This is a genomic window from Heliobacterium chlorum, assembly GCF_014502795.1.
In the GTDB taxonomy this organism is placed as follows: domain Bacteria; phylum Bacillota; class Desulfitobacteriia; order Heliobacteriales; family Heliobacteriaceae; genus Heliobacterium; species Heliobacterium chlorum.
This window is the reverse complement of record NZ_JACVHF010000009.1, coordinates 63629-84070: the sequence shown is the minus strand read 5'-3', so window position 1 is coordinate 84070 and position 20442 is coordinate 63629. Positions and strand designations below refer to the sequence as shown.

The 20442-nt window shown below is 52.2% G+C and carries 25 protein-coding genes; all 25 read left to right on the top strand.

Annotated features, from left to right (window positions below; genetic code table 11):
• Positions 1-8 precede the first annotated feature (8 nt).
• Positions 9-1331 carry a GspE/PulE family protein gene (locus H1S01_RS10430; RefSeq protein WP_243237199.1) on the top strand — a complete coding sequence of 441 codons (1323 nt, stop codon included), beginning with the start codon at positions 9-11 and terminating at the stop codon, positions 1329-1331.
• Positions 1332-1351: 20 nt separating this feature from the next.
• Positions 1352-2572, top strand: coding sequence for a type II secretion system F family protein (locus tag H1S01_RS10425; protein ID WP_188040326.1), 1221 nt, complete (start codon positions 1352-1354; stop codon positions 2570-2572).
• A gap of 50 nt (positions 2573-2622) precedes the next feature.
• On the top strand, positions 2623-3060 hold the full coding sequence (locus tag H1S01_RS10420) for a type II secretion system protein GspG (protein ID WP_188040324.1): 438 nt from the start codon (positions 2623-2625) through the stop codon (positions 3058-3060).
• Between the two features lie 33 nt (positions 3061-3093).
• Positions 3094-3648 (top strand): hypothetical protein, encoded by a 555-nt coding sequence (locus tag H1S01_RS10415; protein WP_188040322.1) that lies wholly within the window; start codon positions 3094-3096, stop codon positions 3646-3648.
• Positions 3649-3690: 42 nt separating this feature from the next.
• Positions 3691-4590, top strand: a complete 900-nt coding sequence (gene gspM, locus H1S01_RS10410; protein ID WP_188040320.1) for a type II secretion system protein GspM — start codon at positions 3691-3693, stop codon at positions 4588-4590.
• A 37-nt stretch (positions 4591-4627) separates the two neighbouring features.
• Positions 4628-5026 carry a type IV pilus modification PilV family protein gene (locus tag H1S01_RS10405; RefSeq protein WP_188040318.1) on the top strand — a complete coding sequence of 133 codons (399 nt, stop codon included), beginning with the start codon at positions 4628-4630 and terminating at the stop codon, positions 5024-5026.
• Positions 4960-5508, top strand: coding sequence for a pilus assembly PilX N-terminal domain-containing protein (locus tag H1S01_RS10400; RefSeq protein WP_188040316.1), 549 nt, complete (start codon positions 4960-4962; stop codon positions 5506-5508). Before H1S01_RS10405 ends, H1S01_RS10400 begins: the two co-directional genes overlap by 67 nt.
• Positions 5509-5518: 10 nt before the next feature.
• Positions 5519-6043: a GspH/FimT family pseudopilin gene (locus H1S01_RS10395; RefSeq protein WP_188040314.1), complete on the top strand. Its 525-nt coding sequence runs from the start codon at positions 5519-5521 to the stop codon at positions 6041-6043.
• Complete coding sequence (locus H1S01_RS10390) at positions 6040-6561, top strand: PulJ/GspJ family protein (protein ID WP_188040312.1); 522 nt, start codon at positions 6040-6042, stop codon at positions 6559-6561. Before H1S01_RS10395 ends, H1S01_RS10390 begins: the two co-directional genes overlap by 4 nt.
• 38 nt (positions 6562-6599) lie before the next feature.
• Positions 6600-6902, top strand: coding sequence for a late competence development ComFB family protein (locus tag H1S01_RS10385; protein ID WP_188040310.1), 303 nt, complete (start codon positions 6600-6602; stop codon positions 6900-6902).
• A 49-nt stretch (positions 6903-6951) separates the two neighbouring features.
• The gene (locus tag H1S01_RS10380) at positions 6952-8448 is read left to right on the top strand and encodes a TldD/PmbA family protein (protein ID WP_243237198.1); all 1497 of its coding nucleotides are present in this window, start codon (positions 6952-6954) and stop codon (positions 8446-8448) included.
• A gap of 130 nt (positions 8449-8578) precedes the next feature.
• A complete protein-coding gene (locus tag H1S01_RS10375) occupies positions 8579-9910 on the top strand; it encodes a TldD/PmbA family protein (RefSeq protein WP_188040421.1) in 1332 nt (443 codons plus the stop codon).
• 57 nt (positions 9911-9967) lie between these two features.
• Positions 9968-10420 (top strand): type II 3-dehydroquinate dehydratase, encoded by a 453-nt coding sequence (gene aroQ / locus H1S01_RS10370; RefSeq protein WP_188040419.1) that lies wholly within the window; start codon positions 9968-9970, stop codon positions 10418-10420.
• A complete protein-coding gene (locus tag H1S01_RS10365) occupies positions 10417-11478 on the top strand; it encodes a M24 family metallopeptidase (RefSeq protein ID WP_188040306.1) in 1062 nt (353 codons plus the stop codon). Before aroQ ends, H1S01_RS10365 begins: the two co-directional genes overlap by 4 nt.
• Positions 11479-11570: 92 nt before the next feature.
• Positions 11571-12128, top strand: a complete 558-nt coding sequence (gene efp / locus H1S01_RS10360) for an elongation factor P (RefSeq protein WP_155476446.1) — start codon at positions 11571-11573, stop codon at positions 12126-12128.
• 75 nt (positions 12129-12203) lie between these two features.
• Complete coding sequence (locus H1S01_RS10355; protein ID WP_188040304.1) at positions 12204-12677, top strand: CD1247 N-terminal domain-containing protein; 474 nt, start codon at positions 12204-12206, stop codon at positions 12675-12677.
• A 187-nt stretch (positions 12678-12864) separates the two neighbouring features.
• A complete protein-coding gene (gene spoIIIAA / locus H1S01_RS10350) occupies positions 12865-13887 on the top strand; it encodes a stage III sporulation protein AA (protein WP_188040302.1) in 1023 nt (340 codons plus the stop codon).
• Positions 13881-14399: a stage III sporulation protein AB gene (locus H1S01_RS10345; RefSeq protein ID WP_188040300.1), complete on the top strand. Its 519-nt coding sequence runs from the start codon at positions 13881-13883 to the stop codon at positions 14397-14399. Before spoIIIAA ends, H1S01_RS10345 begins: the two co-directional genes overlap by 7 nt.
• A gap of 18 nt (positions 14400-14417) precedes the next feature.
• Complete coding sequence (gene spoIIIAC, locus H1S01_RS10340; protein ID WP_188040298.1) at positions 14418-14615, top strand: stage III sporulation protein AC; 198 nt, start codon at positions 14418-14420, stop codon at positions 14613-14615.
• Positions 14616-14637: 22 nt separating this feature from the next.
• Complete coding sequence (gene spoIIIAD / locus H1S01_RS10335) at positions 14638-15039, top strand: stage III sporulation protein AD (RefSeq protein ID WP_188040296.1); 402 nt, start codon at positions 14638-14640, stop codon at positions 15037-15039.
• On the top strand, positions 15036-16298 hold the full coding sequence (spoIIIAE, locus tag H1S01_RS10330) for a stage III sporulation protein AE (protein WP_243237197.1): 1263 nt from the start codon (positions 15036-15038) through the stop codon (positions 16296-16298). The genes spoIIIAD and spoIIIAE overlap by 4 nt, the downstream gene beginning before the upstream one ends.
• Positions 16299-16311: 13 nt before the next feature.
• Positions 16312-16959 carry a stage III sporulation protein AF gene (locus H1S01_RS10325; RefSeq protein ID WP_188040293.1) on the top strand — a complete coding sequence of 216 codons (648 nt, stop codon included), beginning with the start codon at positions 16312-16314 and terminating at the stop codon, positions 16957-16959.
• Positions 16960-16989: 30 nt separating this feature from the next.
• Positions 16990-17583, top strand: a complete 594-nt coding sequence (locus tag H1S01_RS10320) for a hypothetical protein (RefSeq protein WP_188040290.1) — start codon at positions 16990-16992, stop codon at positions 17581-17583.
• Positions 17580-18251, top strand: a complete 672-nt coding sequence (locus H1S01_RS10315) for a SpoIIIAH-like family protein (protein WP_188040287.1) — start codon at positions 17580-17582, stop codon at positions 18249-18251. The genes H1S01_RS10320 and H1S01_RS10315 overlap by 4 nt, the downstream gene beginning before the upstream one ends.
• A 241-nt stretch (positions 18252-18492) precedes the next feature.
• Complete coding sequence (gene accB / locus H1S01_RS10310) at positions 18493-20442, top strand: acetyl-CoA carboxylase biotin carboxyl carrier protein (RefSeq protein ID WP_188040285.1); 1950 nt, start codon at positions 18493-18495, stop codon at positions 20440-20442.

Below are 20442 nucleotides of genomic sequence, written 5' to 3'. Positions count from 1 at the left end.
GGTGAATTATGTCGTTTGTCACTCCGCTTACTCGCATGCGGTTACCGGTGGACATCATCAAGGGTGAGATAAAAGAACCCCAATTTTCAAGGGAAAACTTCTGGAATCGAACCGTCACGCAGCTTTCAGAGAGGACCGATGAAATCGCGACTGAAGCAGTAGAAGAGCCTGTCGTACATACGGTAAATAGCATTTTCGATCAGGCCCTGAGTGAGGGAGCTACGGACATTCATATTGACGCACAAGAAGAAGCGATTCGGATTCGCTTCCGCACAGACGGTCTTCTACGAGAAGTTCTCCAACTCCCCGTGACCATGCATGCCTCTGTAATTTCTCGGATTAAAGTCATGGCAGGTTTAGATATCGCCAAAAAGAAGATTCCTCAAGATGGGCGGATTCAATATGTCAGGAAAGACAAGGCTGTCGATTTGCGTGTTTCTACCCTCCCTACCTTATACGGCGAGAAATGCACCATTCGTTTGTTAGATAAACATCAAATGCAGCTCGGTTTGGAAGATCTAGGCTTTTGCAGAGAAGCGATGGCCCAGTACCGTACCTTAACTCATAACACCGGTGGGATGATCCTTCTAACCGGTCCTACCGGAGCAGGGAAAACAACGACCCTTTATGCTACGGTGAAATCTCTCAATCGGGGAGAAAAGAACATTGTCACTATCGAAGATCCCGTCGAATACGTCCTCCCCGGCGTTAATCAGGTGCAGGTATGTCCGAAAGCGGGATTGGACTTTGCCAGTGGATTGCGGTCTATCTTACGTCAAGATCCCGACATCATTTTAATCGGTGAAATTCGAGATCGAGAGACTGCCCGCATCGCAGTCCAAGCGGCCATAACAGGACATCTCGTCTTCTCTACGTTGCATACAGGTGATGCCGCGGAAGCGATCGGCAGGCTGCTGGATATGGGTGTAGAGCCTTTTCAGGTGGCATCGGCAGTCAAGGGTGTCGTCGCACAACGTCTGGTGAGGAAAATATGCTCCCGCTGTAAGACCGAATACATACCGGCAAAAGGTTCCGAGGAAGAAGAGTTTCTTTGTAAGGAATTCGGTATCAAGGCGACCCTTTCGAAGGGTAAAGGCTGTAGTAGCTGCAATAACACGGGCTATCGAGGACGCACGATTATCCAGGAGGTTATGCCTGTCAACTCTGGATTGCGAGAATTGATCATGGCGAAAGCAAATATGGAAGAGATCCGCAAGACCGCTATTGACCAGGGGATGGAGAACCTACAGATAGCCGCGATTCGCAAAATCCTTGCCGGAGAGACGACGGTAGAGGAATACATACGCGTAGCCTACATGTCAAAGGACTAGAATCCTCGGGGGGAGATGGTATGCCTGCATATGCCTATCGGATATGGGATGCGAAGGGGCTCTTTTTCGAGGGGATCATCGAAGCGGAGACTACGCGGGATGCCGCCATCATCCTACAGAAACAGGGCTTTTATGTCGTCAGAATCACGAAATCACAAAGGATTAGCCAGCTATGGCAGTGGTTGTCCAATAAATTTAGTGGGAAACAAAAAATCACCTCAAAACAGATGGCTTTCTTTTGTCGACAGTTATCAACACTTATCGATGGGGGTGTCCCTCTTTATAGCGGGTTGATTCTGTTGGCCAATCAGGGTAACCATCCGTTGTTTCAACAGACATTGTTTCAGGTGGCGCAAAAGATACATGAGGGAATAAGTCTATCGGCAGCCATGAAAGGACATCCAAAGTTTTTTCCAGAGCTTTTTGTACATATGGTCGAAGCCGGAGAAGTCGGTGGCGTTCTAGACGGCGTTCTATCGAGACTGGCGGCCTATTATGACAAAGAATCTGAGACGGAACGGAAAGTCCGGATGGCTATGCTATATCCCCTGTTGGTCTTCGTGCTTGCCTTGGCTTCGATTCTTTTTTTCCTTCTCTTCTCACTCCCTACCTTCGCAAAAGTCCTAATGAGTCTCGGGATCCCCTTGCCGAAAATGACCAAGTTGACCTTGGCCACTGTGGAGATGGTGAAGAAATACGGCTTCCTGTGGGGGATGCTCCCCGTTGCTTCCTTTATCGCCCTTAGGAAGGCCTCTAAAAATCCTAGATGGGAAGTTGAGACGGAAAAGCTTATTCTCGGTCTTCCCCTGATTGGTGAATTGCGCCGGCAAACGGTAGTCGCTCGTATGAGCCGGATGTTGAGCATGCTTTTATCGAATGGGATGCATCTTATGCAATCGTTGCACATCGTCCGGCAAGTCTCCGGAAATCCACTGATGGCGCAAGCGGTGCAATTCATCGAAGAGGGGATACGAAAAGGACAGACAATGACGGAAATGATGCAGATTTCCGGACTGTTTCCGCCTCTTTTGCTCCAGATGGTTTTTGTCGGGGAAGAGAGCGGTAATATGGACGGATTGTTGGCGAAAGCGGCCGATTACTACGAGACGGAAGTCGATTACAATACGGGGCGAACGATGGCACTCTTAGAACCGCTGTTGTTAATTTTTCTAGCGACCGTTGTCGGTTTTTTAGCTGTCTCCATGTTATTGCCTATGTTCGAAGCCATCAGCAAGATTTGATGGGGGGACCCTTTGATGGTCACTTTAACCTTCCCATGAAGCGAAAATGGATGAACGAACAAGGTTTCACCTTGCTGGAACTGCTTCTCGTTTTGACCATACTATCTGTGCTTTTTCTCGTCCTTACGCCCAAAATCAGCGCAGCGCCGAACCGGGCCAAGATGTCTGCCGCTTTAAATGATCTTCGGACGGTAGAGTTGGCGGTGCGCTCCTATTTTGTCGATAAAGGAGTCTTGCCTTCGGCGGCAGATTTGAAAAACAGCAAACTGCTGGACAAGGATTTGGAAGGCACCTATCCAGCTCCGACGACGCCATGGCTCGATCCCTGGGGGAAGCCTTATTCCTACGAACCTGCCTCACCGAGACCCTCCATCACTACCGTGAAAATCACTTCTCAAAGTATAGACGGTAACATTGGTAACGACGATCTTCAAATGACGATCACGGTTCTCGACGGAAGGCTGGTTACTACGACGCAGGGGTTCTAACTGGAAGAACCGAATCTGAGGTGGGTGGAATCGATGAATGAAATCAATCTTTTGCCATTGGAACTTCGCTTAGAACGAAAATCTTTTCTACGACAGCTACTTCTGAGAATTCTAGCAGTTTTATTGTTGCCTTGTTTGGTCTACGGTCTCTCTGAATACGGATTATTCTTCTTGCAAAGACAAGTGAGCGCAATGGAGCAAAAGATAGCTGATTTACAAGGACAGATTCACGATGAACCGGTTGGGGGAATGGACCAAGAGTCGCAACGAGAAGCAGCCCGGTTGGCTACTGTGCTGGGGAAGGAGAGGTGGGAGATCACCGATTTGCTTCAACGGATCGGGGCGATGGCTTCGGAGAAGATCACCTTCGAAGCTGTCGAGGCATGCGACCTAGCGAAAAGCGGATCTTTGTCCATAAGCGGGAAAAGCGTTGACATGAAGGCGGTAGGCGAATTTATGGACAGCCTCAACCAAATCGGACAGATCGCCGAAGTATCCTTGGAAGACAGTTATCTGTTAAAAGCTGATTCGGAGGTAGAAGAACCACAGGAGGTCCATTTCAACATCTGGTGTCAGTTGTCTAAATAACTGACTGGAGAAGATAACGAAAATACAAAGACGGTGGCCTAAATGGTAGAAGTTATTTCTTGGTGGCAAAATCGTACAGCCAGGGAAAAGAGTCTTTTTAAGGTGATGATGACACTCCTGCTCAGTGCTTTTCTCTATATGCAAGTTTTGGAACCTCGCTGGGGACGGTACCAAAAGTTATCTCACCAACTGGAAGCGGCCCAATCGCAGTTTCGAGAACTTCAGCAGCAAGGGGAGGTTCTCGCAGAACAACGGCGCAATCAAGAAGAACGATCGATCGAGTGGAACAAACGGATCAGTCAGCTACCTGCCGACAGTCAGCACGGAGGACTAGTCAGCAAGTTTGGAGAAGCGGCGTTAAACAACGAAGTACGTATCTTTCGAATCACTCCGGACAAAAGGGCTGAACCGGAAAAGGGACAACAAAAAAATGTTCCGATTGACGAAGGGCAGAGTAAAAACCTGTTACCTGTCAACGAAGCAAACGCCGGCGAAACCAATGGGAACGATGGGAGTATCAGGGAAAGGCAGTATCTCATCGTCGTAGAAGGAACTTATGGTGGAATTATGGGCTTTTTACAAGAGATAGAACAAAAAAACCGCAGCCTTTCTCTGCGATCCTGTTTGATAAAAAAGGAAGAAGGAGACTATCGAGTTACTGGCGTCGGCACAAAGAACGAAAGGTCTCAAGCTGACAGACATGATGACAGACTGGAAAACATAATCCAGGAAGCCATTCCGAACAAAGAGAAAGATGAACCACAACCAGAACAAGAGCCGAAACCGGACGAGCTAAAAGGGGAACGACTGGTGGCGGCGATTGAAATCGCCTATTACACGTACCGAAACGGTCAGGCCAATCCTATGGTAAAAGCTCCTGTAGATCCCACAGATGGAGAGGCACCCAAACAAAGCCGCAGGAACCCCTTTACCTCCATTTAGCACCATAGCAGAAATTGCTCGTGGAGAGGTACTTTTCGTGAAACGTAAGCGAAGTAACCCACAGAATGGATTCGCCCTGATCGAAGTCCTGATTGCGGTAACTCTTCTTACGATCGTTCTCGTGCCCCTATTCGGCACTGTCGTTGCCGCAGAACGGTTAGAACGGCGAAGTGAAAAAGCGACTCAGGCGTTGCTGCTCGCCCAGGAGATATTAGAACGTAAAATCGCCCAGTTAAAGGTTGAATGGACAAATACAAACAATGACGTTCCGACAGGAATTGACGTACCGACGGGGTTCGGTGCCCGGATAACAATAGAAGACGCTGCGGAATTGGCCCCTTTTACTGTAAAGGAGGTGTCAGTAAGAATATGGATCCCCGACGTAACGGATCCATACGAACTGACTACGATGGTTGCCCGCCGAAAGACACCTTGACCGACCGCCCGCCGGCACCGTTTCACCGCCGAGGCGGAACCCTTATGTACGTTATTTTTCTCATCACAGCTCTGGGACTGATAGCCGCAACGATGGCACAGATGACGATGCACTCTATGACAGCCACTGGGGATCAAATCAAGATGGAACAGACCATCTACGGCGCTGAGGCCGGTGTCGAAGCGTCCATCGCCGCTATCGAAGATTTTTTGCAAAGATCAGAAGAGGTAGATAATCATGTCCTCGTGACCTACCTGCAGGACAAAATACCATCTCTAAAAGTCGCAAAAATTCAGGTCACTATGACGTATGATACAAGTTCTCTGAAATCAAATCGTGTCTATATCCGCGCCAAGGCGAACCAGGAGGAATGCGAGTACGTTCACTTCGTCGTAGTCACTTGGGAACAAAGCAGCGATGGAGCCTTTTACATATCATCGATTGACCATGCCACCGTATACGGCGACGATGGGACTTCTTGAGGTGAAAAGGATGGGGCCGAAATCAAGCAGTTCCTCTATGGTTCAAAAAGTCCGTAACCACAATGGTTTTACGTTACTTGAGATGACCACAGTCCTATGTATCCTAGGCATCGTGATGGCGATAACCGGTCCCATCCTGTCCAAATGGTATAACCTTTTCTTGTTAAACTCTGCTGCCCGGCAAGTACAGATGGACATCCTTGAGACGCGGGATCAAACCGTGAAAGAGCGCCGTCATTACGGGTTAACCTTTTACAGCAACGATAGGTCCTACGAAATCTTTTCACTCGATGACGGAAGGAAACGGGTCAGGGTTCTTCCGGAGGGAATCCAAATCAAACTGACCACGCTCCCGATTTATTCGGAACGGCCGAATACATTAGTGTTTGCGCTAGATGGAAGGTCCGGAAGACCGCCTATGGGAGGTACCGTCATGCTGACAAGCGATACGAATCAGCAGCGTTTCATCATTGTTTCCCGTAACGGTCGTGTCCGCATCGATACGGTGTTACCGTCCGGCGGCGTTGACTCATGAGAAGAGTGCTGAAGGTGGTTCAGACTTCAGCCGGGATGACCTTAGTGGAATTGATGCTGGTGATGGCGATTTTCGGAATCGTGAGTACTATGGGAATCGGATTATTAAACTCAGCCATGGTTCATCTCACTGAACAAACACAAGGAATGGAGGGAAACAGCAGCATTCAGTGGGCCCTCCACTGGCTTAGTCGTGATTTACGCTTCGGAAAAAATATACGCATCATCAACGAAAATCGAGTGGAATGTGACGTCATGGTTCGGGATGAATATGGAGTAAATAGCTGGAAAGCGATTGCATACTATCTAAACCCTGACGGAACGCTGCAAAGAAAAGAGAATCTCGATGTAAAGCCTCTCGCCTCCGGTATCGAACAATTTAAAATATCCCTTCGCTCTACGGCTAACTCTGCCGTCAAACCCGTTCAAATCCGGATAAAACAGGCAGGGCACAGAAGGAACTCCCAGCCCTTCGTCGAATTTCAAACAGAAATAATTCCTCGTGGTAACATTCCCTGAGAAAAATTGCATTCTATAAGGATGGGGGAGGGGCACCTATGTTGCATAACTTGATGGAAGACGTAGTTCTAAGCGTACTGGATGAACTGCTGCCGCAACATCCCGAAGTCTGTTCCTGTGACCAATGCCGGCTCGATATCATTGCGGCGGCGCTCAATCGCCTCCCAGCCCGTTATGTAGTGACCTCAAAAGGGGAAGTCTATTCTAAAGTGAACGTTTTGATCAGCCAGTTCCGTGTAGATGTTATCAGCGCGATCGCCAACGGGATGATGGTCGTGGCGAAAAACCCTCGCCACAGCAGCCCAAAGCCCCGAATGGAAGAACCGGTTTACGTGGAATAAATCCTGGGCTGCATTAAAGGGAAAGCGTCAAATTAGGATGGTGGAAAGCTTGAATCTTCGGCCCTCGAAGGAGGACCTTCGTGATGTGCTGCAGGCAGCCTTGCAACAGGGCGGCGACTTTGCAGACATCTTTATCGAAAAGAAAATGATGAGCGGCATTGGCTGTGAAGACAACAAGATTGAGCGTCTTACCACCGGTGTCGATATCGGAGCGGGCATCCGCGTGATCGCCGGTGAAGCAACAGCCTACGCTTATACGAATGACGTCAGTAAAGAAGGACTGCTGCATGCCGCAGAGGTGGCGAGCCACGCGGCCAAAGGCGGCGGGGCAGTGCAGCCCATCGACCTGCGAGAAGTACTCTCGCCGGTGGAAATCAATGTGGAATTGCGGCCTGACCAGGTGTCTATCGAAGACAAGGTTGAAAAAGTGCTCGCCGCCAACAAACATGCTCGTTCCCTCGATGAACGCATCAAGCAGGTTACCGTCGGCTATGGCGACATCGTTCAGGAGGTTCAGATCGCCAACTCTGACGGCGATTATGTGGAAGACGAACGGATCCGTTCCCGCTTTGTCGTTCACGCCGTAGCTGCTGACGGCCCGGTTATTCAGACAGGTTACGAAGCTTTAGGTGGTGTCCGGGGCTTTGAGATCTTCCAGGAAAAGACACCGGAGGAACTTGCCAAAAATGCGGTTGACCGGGCGCTCCTCATGCTCACGGCCAAACCAGCCCCGTCGGGGCGCATGGCCGTCGTCATGTCCGGTGAAGCTGGTGGCACCATGGTGCACGAAGCATGCGGGCACGGCCTCGAGGCAGACCTGGTGCAAAAAGGTCTTTCTGTGTATGCAGGTAAGCTGGGCGAAGAGGTAGCCTCTCCCTTGGTGACGGTCATCGACGATGGGACGATCTCTGGGAAATATGGTACGATTCGCTTTGATGATGAAGGTGTTCCCGGTCAGCGGAATGTCCTTATCGATAAAGGCCGGTTGACCAGTTTCATGTACGATCGCTTCACCGCCCGCAAGGAGGGCCGCACCTCTACGGGCAATGGCCGTCGCGAGTCTTACCAGCATAAGCCGGTTCCGCGCATGACGAACACTTTGATTGCTGCCGGAGATGAGGACCCGGAAAAAATCATCAAAGACACCAAGCATGGCCTTTTTGTCAAAAAGATGGGTGGCGGCCAAGTCAATACGACGAACGGCGATTTTGTCTTTGATGTAGCCGAAGGGTACATCATCGAAAATGGAGAAATCAAGCACGCTGTTCGAGGTGCTACGCTCACTGGGAACGGACCGGAAGTGCTCCAGCAGATCGACCGTGTCGGCGACGACTTAGGCTTTGCGATCGGCACTTGCGGGAAAGAGGGCCAAGGCGTACCGGTCTCCGATGCGCAGCCGACCTTGCGCATCGCTTCCCTTGTCGTCGGCGGCACCGCCGGCGGCAGCGGCAATGATGCGGAAGCATCCGGACAGGCCGGCGAACTGCGTCGGATTTCAGTACAGGAATTGCTGCATGGCGGAGAAGGACGGATCCGCCGGCTATAAGAAAAACGATGACACAGTTTAAAATTATCACTAGGAAATTTTTAGCGACGTATAGGGCCATGCTCAAAAGAGGGTATGGCCTTTTTCAGGAAACGGCCGATGGACGACAGGAGGTGTCGGGGTGTTCGCAATGGGTGAACTCGCCCGTCAAATGGTGGAACGAGCCCAGTCGAAAGGGGCTCAATTATCTGAGGCATATGGCCTTGATTCCAAAGATCTGACGATTGAAGTATCTAAGGGCGTTGTCGAAACGATGAAACTGGCTGAAGACCGGGGCATCGGCATTCGCGTCTTCAAAGCCGGTAAGATGGGTTATGCCTATACATCGGACTTAACCGAGGCGGCCATCGAGGCCACCGTCGACCGGGCTCTGGCCAATGCCGCCTTTACCGGGGAAGATCCTTTCTGGCGCTTGCCAGCCAAAGTGGACCAGTATCCCCAAGTGGATACCTATGATCCGGCTATCGCTCAAGTGAGTGTCGAGCGTAAGATCGAACTGGCCAAAGAGATCGAAGCGACGGCCCGGGCCACAGACCCTCGCGTTAAGATCACCGAGCGATCGTCCTACCAAGATGCCGAGTACAACGTCACCGTCGTAAACTCGCAAGGGATCGACGCCACCTACCGGGGGGCCTACTTCGGCGCCTATGCTTACCTGGTGGCTGAGGAAAAGGGCGACAATCAGACCGGCTTTGCGCTCTCTTACGGGCTCCATTTTGATGACATCGACCCCAAGAAGATTGGCCGTGAAGCTGCTCAAAAAGCGGTCCGCATGCTCGGAGCAAAGTCAGTGCCTTCTCGCCGGGTGCCTGTCGTCTTCGACCCTTATGTGACGACACAGATCCTGGGCATCTTGGCCCCCGCCCTCACTGCGGAAGCCGTTCAGAAGGGCAAGTCTCTCTTTGCCGGCAAAGTAGGCCAAAATATTGCCTCGGGCAAAGTAACCCTGGTTGACGACGGCCGTCTGCCCGGGCGGATTCAGTCGGCTCCCTTTGACGGCGAAGGGGTGCCGACCTCCCGGACGATCCTCATCGAACAGGGCCAACTCAACGGGTTTCTCTATAACACCTATACGGCTGCCAAAGACGGTGCAGCTTCCACCGGCAACGGAAGCCGCGGTTCCTTCCGGGGCACGCCTGACGTAGGAACGACGAATTTTTACCTGGAGGCAGGCGACGTAGCTCCCGATAACTTGATCGGTCAAATCTCCTCCGGGCTCTACGTGACAGAAGTGATGGGCATGCACACGGCCAACCCGATCTCAGGCGATTTTTCTGTCGGGGCGGCTGGAATACTCATCGAAAAAGGACGTCTCACGACGCCCGTTCGAGGTGTCGCCATCGCCGGCAATCTGTTAGAGTGGCTTCACCGGATTGACGGCATCGGCAACGACCTGACATTCTTCATCGGCAAGGGTGCACCGACGGTTCGGATTAAAGAAATGGCCATCAGCGGGAATTAGAACCTGTTCCCATGGGGCCTTTTGTGGTAAAATGCTGAAGGAAATGGGGGATATCACCTGAACGCGCGTATTCTTCTGCTCAATGGGCCTAATTTGAATTTGCTCGGTCGCAGGGAACCCCATCTCTACGGAGCAACCACTTTGGTGCAAATTGAAGAGATGGTGCAAACTCTCGGTCAAGCCTGGGGTTGGGAAGTGGAATGCTTCCAATCGAATCATGAAGGGGCTCTCATCGACCGCATCCATGATGCTTTTGGGCAAGTGGATCTGATTATTTTTAATCCCGGTGCTTATACCCATACCTCGATCGCCCTAAGGGATGCCTTGACAGGCGTGGCGATTCCGGTGATAGAAATACATCTCAGCAATATTCATGGACGGGAAGAGTTCCGGCATCGTTCCCTAATCGCGCCGATCGCTGTGGGGCAAATCTGCGGTTTTGGCGCCGACGGGTACCGTTTGGCTATGGAAGCTGCCCGCTATTATCTCCAGAGGAGGTCCGCTGTTTGAGTCGAGTCGACGGCCTGCGTGCCGCTTGGGATGACGGCATTGACGCCTATCTGATCCAGCAGCCGGAAAACCGCCGTTACCTCTCTGGGTTTACCGGTTCCGCCGGATTTCTCATCGTTTCCCCAGAAAAAAAGTGGATTGTCACCGATTTTCGTTATTGGGAACAGGCACGATTACAGAGCCCTGATTGGACCCTCCATCAACAGCAGGGGGCTTGGACAGAGGCGCTGAAGGAATTGGCAGTGGAGCAGCGGTGGAGAACCATCGCCATCGAAGCTGCCTACGTGACCGTTGAACAGAAGGAAAAGCTGGAAAAAGTCTTTCCCACTGTCGACTGGGTTTGTCAATCAGGCAAGATCGAACAGCTTCGGATCCGTAAAGACTCGGCAGAACAGGACGCTATCGCCCGATCGGCTACGCTCGCTGATCGAGGATTTGAACACATTCTCGGGGTCATGCGTCCCGGCATGACCGAGAGGGAAGTAGCTTTAGAGCTGGAGTTTTTTATGCGCCGGCAAGGTGCGCAAGGAACATCTTTTGAGTTTATTGTCGCATCAGGGGAACGGTCGGCCTTACCGCACGGGGTGGCCTCGGAAAAGGTCATCGAAAAAGGTGAGTTGATCACCCTCGATTTCGGTTGTATTCTGGATGGGTATTGTTCTGACATGACTCGAACGGTCCTTTTTGGTCAGCCTACGACAGAACAGCAACGGGTCTACGATACAGTGCTCGAAGCCCAGGAAAAAGCGCTGGCTGCCATCGCCGCCGGGAAAAGCGGTCGTGAACTGGACCGCCTGGCACGACAAGTGATCGAGCAGGCCGGCTACGGCGATCACTTCGGCCACGGCTTGGGTCATGGCGTTGGTCTCGTCGTCCATGAAAACCCTCGACTGTCACCTTCTTCCTCAGATATTTTAGAAGCGGGACAGGCTGTGACTGTCGAACCGGGCATCTATGTCCCTGGCTGGGGAGGCGTCCGCATTGAAGACTTAGTCATCGTGACGGACGGCGGTTGCCGGAATTTAACGTCGTCACCGAAGGAATTATGTGTCCTTTAGTCGTGAATGTCTGCTTCTCCAATGCGTCGCCGCGTTGAAAGCAGCTTTTCATATCAAAAAGATTTCATTAACGGGAAGGGGTTCTTTCGTCCATGATTTCCTCCAACGATTTCCGGACCGGTACGACGATTGAACTGGACGGCGATGCATTTCAAGTCATCGAGTTCCAGCACGTCAAACCGGGCAAAGGCGCTGCCTTTGTGCGCACAAAACTGAAAAACATCAAAACCGGTGGAGTCGTCGAGCGCACCTTCCGTGCGGGCGAAAAAGTGCCCAAAGCCCGCTTGGAGCGCCGCCAAATGCAGTACCTCTACAATGACGGCGAAGCCTACACCTTCATGGATGTGGAGAACTTCGAACAGATCGCCCTGCAACAGGAACAGATCGAAGAACAACTCCGCTTTCTGAAAGAGAACATGAACGTCCATGTACTTACCTGGAATGGCAACCTGATGGGTGTGGAACTGCCCAATACGGTAGAACTGAAAGTGGCTGCTACCGAACCGGGTGTACGTGGCGACACCGCTACCGGCGGCAGCAAACCGGCTACCTTGGAAACGGGTGCCATCGTTCAGGTTCCCTTCTTCATCAACGAAGGTGAAACGCTGATCATCGATACCCGCAACGGCGCATACGTATCTCGTGCCTAAATTAAATCCCTCCTGGGGATACTAAAGTAAGCCCGTTTGGGCATACCGAAAGATCCCAAAAGGAGGGATTTTGCTTTGCAAGAGCTCCGAGAACGCCTTTCGTACATTCAAGGACTGGCCGAAGGGTTAAATGTGGGAGCCAATTCCCGGGAAGGGCGGCTGCTGACGGAAATGCTCAGCCTGATGGGAGACATGACCGACAGCATCGGCCAGCTGAAGGAAGACCAGGATCGACTCGAAGAGATCATCGACAGCATGGATGATGACCTGTTGCAACTGGAGCAGGATGTCTATGAGGACGACTGTGACTGCGACATCGATGAAGATGAGGATTTGGTCGAAATCGAGTGCCCTTCTTGCCAAGAGCGGGTCTACTTCGATGCGGACTTGCTTGATGATGAAGATTATCTAGAAGTCAGTTGTCCCAACTGTGATCAGGTAGTCTTTATCCAAGAAGGGGACGAAGCCGACTTTGAGCATGAGTCTGCTGCTGGAGACCGCTGTGAATGTGAGTCGCAGGGTGCGCAGTGGCAAGAGTCGCCCCATTAATCCGCTCAAAGAACAACATCGCTCCAGAACACTGATTGAAGTGATTGTTGCTTCTGGTCAAAGGTTCAACGCATATACTCTTATATAACCACTGAGGGACGGTCCCGCTGGATAAGCAGGGGCCGTCCCTTTTTGCATAATCCTGGAACGAAGACATATGTTTGTTATAGATAGAGGGGGGACAAGGATGCGATGGGTTCAGGCAAAGGGGCTGCTTAGTGACGATAGGGTGCCGAAAGAAACTATCCCCAACCGGTCCGAACAGAAATGGCTCGACCAGTTGCTGCCTTACTTTCCGCCGTCGCTCCGTCCTCTTTTAGATGAAACCTATAGCAATTTCCCCGACTTGTTCAGTGAAACGTCGGAGATCCGCCTTCGAGCCGGCCGCCCGCTGGCACTCTGCGGTTATCGTGGAGACCGGCTCCTGCGAACTGTCACCGATGAAGAACTCCTACAGACCGTACACCTGATCGCTCAGTGTTCCTTATACGCCTTTGAAGAGGAATTCCGTCAGGGCTTTCTCACTCTCCCCGGGGGTCATCGGGTCGGCTTAGCCGGTCGTACCGTGCTAGACGGTGGGAAGGTAAAAACCATCCATCCTGTCTCGTCATTAAACATCCGTATCGCCCGTCAATTCCCAGGGGCGGCTGATTGGCTTTTGCCTCGAATAGTACCGGTGGGAGAGGGACTTTTCTTTTCCACCTTGATCATTTCGCCGCCAGGCGGAGGGAAAACAACGCTCCTGCGCGATCTCGTCCGCCAGATTAGCAGCGGCCGGCCTGATCTGGGACTGGCCGGTGTCACTGTGGGTCTCGTTGACGAGCGATCGGAAATCGCTGCTTGTTACCGGGGAAGCCCCCAAAACGATGTAGGTCCCCGGACAGATGTCCTCGACGGCTGCCCCAAGTCAGAAGGACTCCAGCGAATGCTCCGTTCCATGGGTCCCCAGGTGCTTGCCACCGATGAGATCGGGAGAATGGAAGATGTTCGTGCCGTCGAAGAAGCGATTCACAGCGGAGTCGCCCTGTTCGCTACTGCTCACGGTCAAAACCTTGAAGACATCGTCCGGCGTCCAGGCTTAGCGGAAATGCTGCGGATGAACGCCTTTCAACGTTTCGTAGTGCTCAGCCGCAGGCGGGGGCCGGGTACCGTAGAAGGCATATTTGATGAAAACAGAAATGCCGTCGAAGAAGGAGGTCGGCTATGTTAAAACTCTTCGGCTCTACCTTGATCCTCGGCGCCTGTGCTGGGACTGGATGGATGCGATCCAGGGACTTGCGGAACCGGCCTCGCCTATTAGCTGGGCTCCAAGCATCGCTTGGTGTGCTAGCCACAGAGATCGCCTATGGTGCTACTCCGTTGCCCGAAGCAATGATACAGGTCAGTCGTTGCTCTTCAAGGCCGGCTAACGGGCTTTTTGCGGTCGCTGGACAACGACTCCGGGAGGCCCAAGGCCGTTCAGCCGCTGAAATCTGGAGAAGCTGTCTCGACGAGTGGTTGCCGGGCACCTCTTTGGAAAAGAGCGATGGCGAAGAGTTGGGAAGACTCGCCTTGGGATTAGGAACGGCACCGCGGGATGATCAACTGGCTCGCATCCATGAAGTAAAAAACCGGCTTGCCCTCCAGGAGAGAGATGCCCGAGAGCTGGTCGAGCGGATGGGTAAAGTCTGGTCTTACGGCGGGGCTCTCATCGGTTCAGTCATTGTATTGGTGATTTGGTGATATGGAGGACGAAAAAGGATGAATATGTTACAGATTTTTCAGATCGCCGGGATCGGTATCGTTGTGGCTATCTTCTATTCCATTTTGAAGGAAGCGAAACGGGAGGAACTGGCCCAACTCCTAGCCATCAGCGGAGTGGCTCTCGTCACGCTCATGGTCCTCCGTCTCATCAGCGATTTGTTCAATGAAGTTCGGTCAGTCTTTTCCTTGTACTGAGCGATGGTGAGGAGTTGAGTCCATGGAGATTCTCCAAGTCGTAGGTGTCGGCATCATCGCCACGGTCCTCCTGGTTATCGTACGTAAACAGAGGCCGGAGTTAGCTGTACAACTGAGCATTGCCGCTGGTGTCATCCTCTTTTTGTTCGTACTGACGAAGATTTCTGCCGTCATTCAGGTGTTGGAAGACCTGGCCAACAAAGCCCAGATCAACCGTTACTATCTGACGACACTGCTCAAGATCGTCGGTGTCGCCTATATCGCCGAATTTGGCGCCCAGATTTGCCGTGACGCCGGTGAATCGACCATTGCTACCAAAGTGGAATTGGCCGCCAAAATCCTCGTCATGGTGCTCGCTTTGCCCATCATCATGGCTCTCATGGATTCGCTATTGACCTTGTTGCCTGGTGGTGGGCCTTCATGACGAAGAGAAAACAGTACTGTTCGAGGCTACTTCTGGTGTTCCTCTTCTCTTTCATGCTTCTTTTTCCAATCGTCGATAGGGCCTGCGCAGAAGGGGAGCCAAGGAGGGCTGGTGAAAGCGCCCTAACCCAAAGCCAGGTACAAGAGACATCGACGACTGCTTCTCTATCGGCTTCCCTACCGGCTATAGAACCTTCGACGGTTGATCTGTCGGAACTGCGCAGGGTCTTAGAGGAACTGGAAAGAGACAAGGGCCGATTTTTACCTTCTCTAAATCCGGAGACCCTCTTTGACGACATTCGCAGTGGAAAGCTGAGCTTATCGGTCAGTGAAGTATTTCAAGGCCTATTAGCGTACCTGTTTCAAGAAGTACTCGTCAATGGTGTGCTGCTCGGGGAACTGATCGTTTTGGCCGTCGTCGTCGCCATCTTGACCCATTTGCAAGCGTCTTTTGAATCAGGTTCCGTATCCAAGGTGGCTTTTGCCGTCGGTTACATGGTCCTTATCACGATCGGTGTCCACAGCTTCTACACAGCCGTTCAGACAGGACGAGGTGCCATCGATGATATGGTGCGGTTCATGCAGGTGATTTTGCCGATCTTGTTGACGCTGCTGACGGCCATGGGTGGACTCGCCTCAGGCGCGCTCTTTCATCCGGTCATCTTCGGTACCATCACCTTGATCAGTACATTGATCAAGAACTGGATCTTTCCGCTCATTTTTTTTGCGGCTGCTTTAGGGATCCTCAACCATGTCTCCCCGCAGTTTAAGGTCAAAAATCTGCATGGGCTCGTTAAAGACGGCTATAAGCTGGTGATGGGGCTTTTTATCACGGTCTTCCTCGGTGTCATCAGCATCTATGGCGCCGTCGGCGCCGTCGCTGACGGACTGACCTTGCGGACGGCTAAGTATGCGACGGATGCGTTGTTGCCGGTCGTAGGCGGTTTAGTTGCTGACAGCTTTGAAGTGGTGATCAGTTCATCCATGTTGTTGAAAAACGGTATTGGACTGATCGGTGTCGTCGTCATTGCCGTCTTATCTGTCCTGCCCTCTTTAAAGATTTTAGCCCTCGTGCTGATCTACCGGCTTGCAGGGGCCTTGCTTCAACCAGCCGGCAACAGCCCTGTCGCCGACAGCCTCGAGACGATCGGCAGCAGCTTGACCCTTGTCTTCGGCGCTGTCGCTTCCGTCGGATTGATGTTTTTTTTAGCGCTCACCATCGTCGTCGGTACCGGCAACTTGACGGTCATGCTCAGGTAAGGGAGGAAAAAGGGTGGACATCCTCCGCGATATCATCCAACAGGTGATCCTCATCATTATCGTCGGTCTCATCTTGGACATGCTTCTACCGAATGGACGGATGCAATCGCTCATCCGGCTAGTTGTCGGCATCTTTATCATGGTAGCCGTCCTCAATCCCGTCATGAGTTGGGTGACCCGGAGCGATTGGGCTCAGACCTTGGGCCGGGGGCTGCCTGAAGAGGAACTGGCTGTAAATGGAACCAGTTACGACGACATCCGCCGTCAAGGGGAACGACTGCGGGAACAGAGCTTGTCTCAAGCGAAGGAAGAAGCTAAAGTCCGGCTCGAACGGCAGGTGGAAGCCCTGGCCGGACTCAAAGCAGGCGTACATAAGGCGACAGCGCAGGTGGAATGGGAGGCGAAAGCGGGTGAAAAGGCCGGCATTGGGCAGATCACGGTCACTCTGCAGACAGACGGCGGCGGGGGCAACGCTGACGAAGCAGTGGCGCCCGTCATGGTTGATCCCGTCAAGATTGACAAGGCGGAACAGAACGGAACGGCAACAGGTGAGCCAGTGCCCCATGACAGTAAGCGCCAGGAGACGGCTCAGGAAATCGCCCGTACCCTATCTGGACTATACGGAGTTCCCGCAGAACGGGTTCGAGTTCAGTGGGAGTAAAAACTTTTCGGCAGGAAAGGGGATGAATCGGTGATGGAATTGTTAAAACAACCGAAAGATAAAGTGATGGCCGCACTAGCGGTAGCATTGTTTTTTGGCATCGCATTGATGTCGATGGATGACGGGAAAAGCTTATGGTCCGAAAAGAAAGCGGCGCCAACGACGGCGTCTACATCAACAGAGGGGCTGCAAGTTAACCGCGGCTCTGAATTGGCGGCCCAAGAAAAAATCCTCGGTGACCGGGTGGCATCCGCTCTTTCTAAAATCTCTGGAGTAGGCACGACCGAGGTGGTCGTCAGCTTATCTCAGGGGACGCAGTCTGAATACGCCATCAACACGAATGCCAATGACAAGAAGGTCGAAGAGAAAGACAAACAAGGGGGCACAAGGGTAACGACGGATAAGACGGACACTCGTTCTGTCGTTGTGATGAAGGAGGGCGGCGCCGTCAAGGAGCAGCCTGTGGTGGTCCGGGAGATGCGTTATCAAGTGGCTGGCGTGTTGGTCGTAGCGGAAGGAGCAAAAGATCCAAACATCAAGCAGAATGTCGCCCGTGCTGTTTGCACCCTGCTCGATATCCCTCCCCATAAGGTGAGCGTCTTTCCCAAGGAGGATATCAAATGAAGATAAGGATCATTAAAAAACCCTCTTGGATGACAGGTGCCCCTTTGGAAAAAACGGGTACAATGGTGGCCGTGATAACCGGTGTTTTCGCACTGGTTATCACCGCTTTTGGTGTGTACCGATTTGGGGATATCGTTTTCACCAGGGCCTTAGATCAGACCGAACTATCCCTTTCATCCTCAAGCGGTCCGGCATTGCCGCCGGTCATCATCGAGAACAACGCCGGCAGCCGATCAAACAACCTTGGAAACAATTCCAACCCACCCTCGATCTCTCTACCGAGGCTCAGTCAAGGGGGGAGCGGACAAGCCAAGGCAGGGAATAATTTCTTTGCCGACTACCGAATGGAGCGGGAGCGTACCCGGGGCCAGCAGATAGAGCTGTTGCGTGAAATCGTCAACAACGAGCAGTCATCCGGTGAAACGAGAAAAGAAGCTCAGAAAAAGTTGATCGATCTGACGACGCTCATGAACAAGGAGATGGAGGCTGAGAAACTGATCGTAGCTAAGGGGTATAAGGACGCCGTAGTCATCGTTCAGCCGGATTCGGTCTCTGTCGTCGTGGCTGCGAAAGAACTGACGACGGAAGAAAGGACAGGCCTTACGGAAGCGGTTGCCAAAACGATCGGGATCAAGTCAAATAACATCGTCGTCATGACGAAAGAATAAGTCCTTCGAAAAATTGTCAGATATTCTGTATACAATGTATGGATGACTTGCGTCTTATTCTTGGGCACAATATAATGTAATCTAGGTGTCTAGCATACAGCTTGCTAGAACGTAAATAACTCAGGAGTTGTCGCTCCAACAACGGCCTGAGTTTATCTTTTGCCTATACGCGGCGAAACAGCGCGGTTGCTGGCTGTTCCCACAGAAATAAGCCGCTTGAGAGAGACGGAGGGATAGCGACATGCAGGAACCACGTAGGGTTAAAATTACGGAGACCACACTGCGGGACGGACATCAAAGTCTCTGGGCGACCCGTATGCGCTTAGAAGATATGCTACCTATCGTCGAAAAGATGGACAAAGTCGGATACCATTCTGTCGAGGTATGGGGTGGCGCTACTTTTGACGTGTGCATGCGCTACCTAAATGAAGATCCCTGGGAACGGCTGCGTATCTTAAAGCGCTATTTCCGGCGGACCCCATTGCAGATGCTGCTGCGTGGGCAATCTCTCGTCGGTTACACCCATTACCCCGATGACGTTGTCGATGCCTTCGTCCATAAAGCGGTAGAAAACGGTATCGATATCATCCGCGTTTTCGATGCCTTAAATGATATACGTAACATGGAAGCGCCGATGCGCAGCGCGAAACAAGCCGGTGCTCATGTACAGGCGGCGATCGTATACACTATCAGCCCTGTACATACCATGGAGCATTATGTAGAGACGGCACAGAAACTTGCTGAAATGGGCGCTGACTCCCTCTGTATTAAAGATATGGCCGGTTTGCTCCTTCCCTTTAAATCACGGGAACTGGTCACCATGATCAAAGAGAAAGTCGACCTGCCCCTACAATTGCACACCCACTACATCGGCGGTATGGCCGTCGGTGCCCTCTTAAAAGGTGTAGAGGCGGGAGCCGATGTGATCGACGCGGCCGCACTGCCGCTGGCCTTCGGTGCATCGCAACCTCCCATTGAAACGCTGGTACGGGCATTTTCCGATACGCCTTACGACCCAGGTTTGGATATTCACAGAATATTTGAGATAACACAATATTTCGAGGACCTCCGCAAACGCCTCGGGTATTCCCGCGGGGTCACCGGTTTAAATGATATGCTGGTCTTTGATCATCAAGTGCCTGGCGGCATGATCAGCAACCTGATCTCCCAGTTGGAAGAGCAAAAAGCTCGCCACCGACTCGACGAAGTACTTAACGAAATGCCGAAAGTGCGGGCCGACTTGGGCTATCCTCCGCTAGTCACACCGACGAGCCAGATTGTGGGCACACAAGCCGTGTTGAACGTCCTCACCGGGGAACGCTATAAACTTGTGCCCGGTGAAGTTAAAGCATATGTAAAAGGCTTGTACGGTCAGCCGCCGGCTCCCATTCGGCAGGACGTGATGACCAAAATTCTCAAAGGCGACGAACCGATTCAAGGGCGTCCTGCAGACATTCTACCGCCGAGCATGGATCGGTGCCGCCGGGAACTGGGTCCCCTAGCCCACAGCGAAGAAGATGTGCTGTCTTATGCGCTCTTCCCGCAAGTGGCCTTGAAATTTTTTGACTACCGCAAAAATCCCCAGGCCCATGTGGTCGCACCTACGGTTAAAACCCAAGAAGAGAGAAGGGAAGCACCGTCGGAAGGGGTTCGTAAAACTATTGTCCCAAATGGGAATGCGAAGAAGGAGGAGCTAACGGTGAAAGTTCAAGAAGTAAAAGAACTGATTCAAGTCATGAATGGAACCGATATCTCGGAAGTGCAGTTGGAGACTGAGGGAGTCAAAGTATTGATCCGCAAAGGTTCCGCTCAGAGCGTCGTCGTAGCTCCAGCCCCTGCGCCGGCACCGGCCCCTGTCGTCGTATCCGCTCCTGCTGCTGCAACGGCAGCACCGGCTGCTGAACAGCCCGCCCCTAAAGCGGCTGCGAACGATCCGGCCAGCAACCCCAATCTGGTTGCCATCACCTCCCCCATGGTCGGTACCTTCTATCGTGCCCCAGCTCCCGATGCCCGTCCCTATGTGGAAAAAGGCAGCAAAGTGGACACCGGGTCCACCGTTTGCATCATCGAAGCGATGAAGCTGATGAATGAGATCGAAGCCGAAGTCAAAGGCACTATCGTCGAAATCTGTGTAGAAAATGCCCAACCCGTGGAATACGGTCAGACCCTGTTCCTCGTGGAAAAAGCCTAG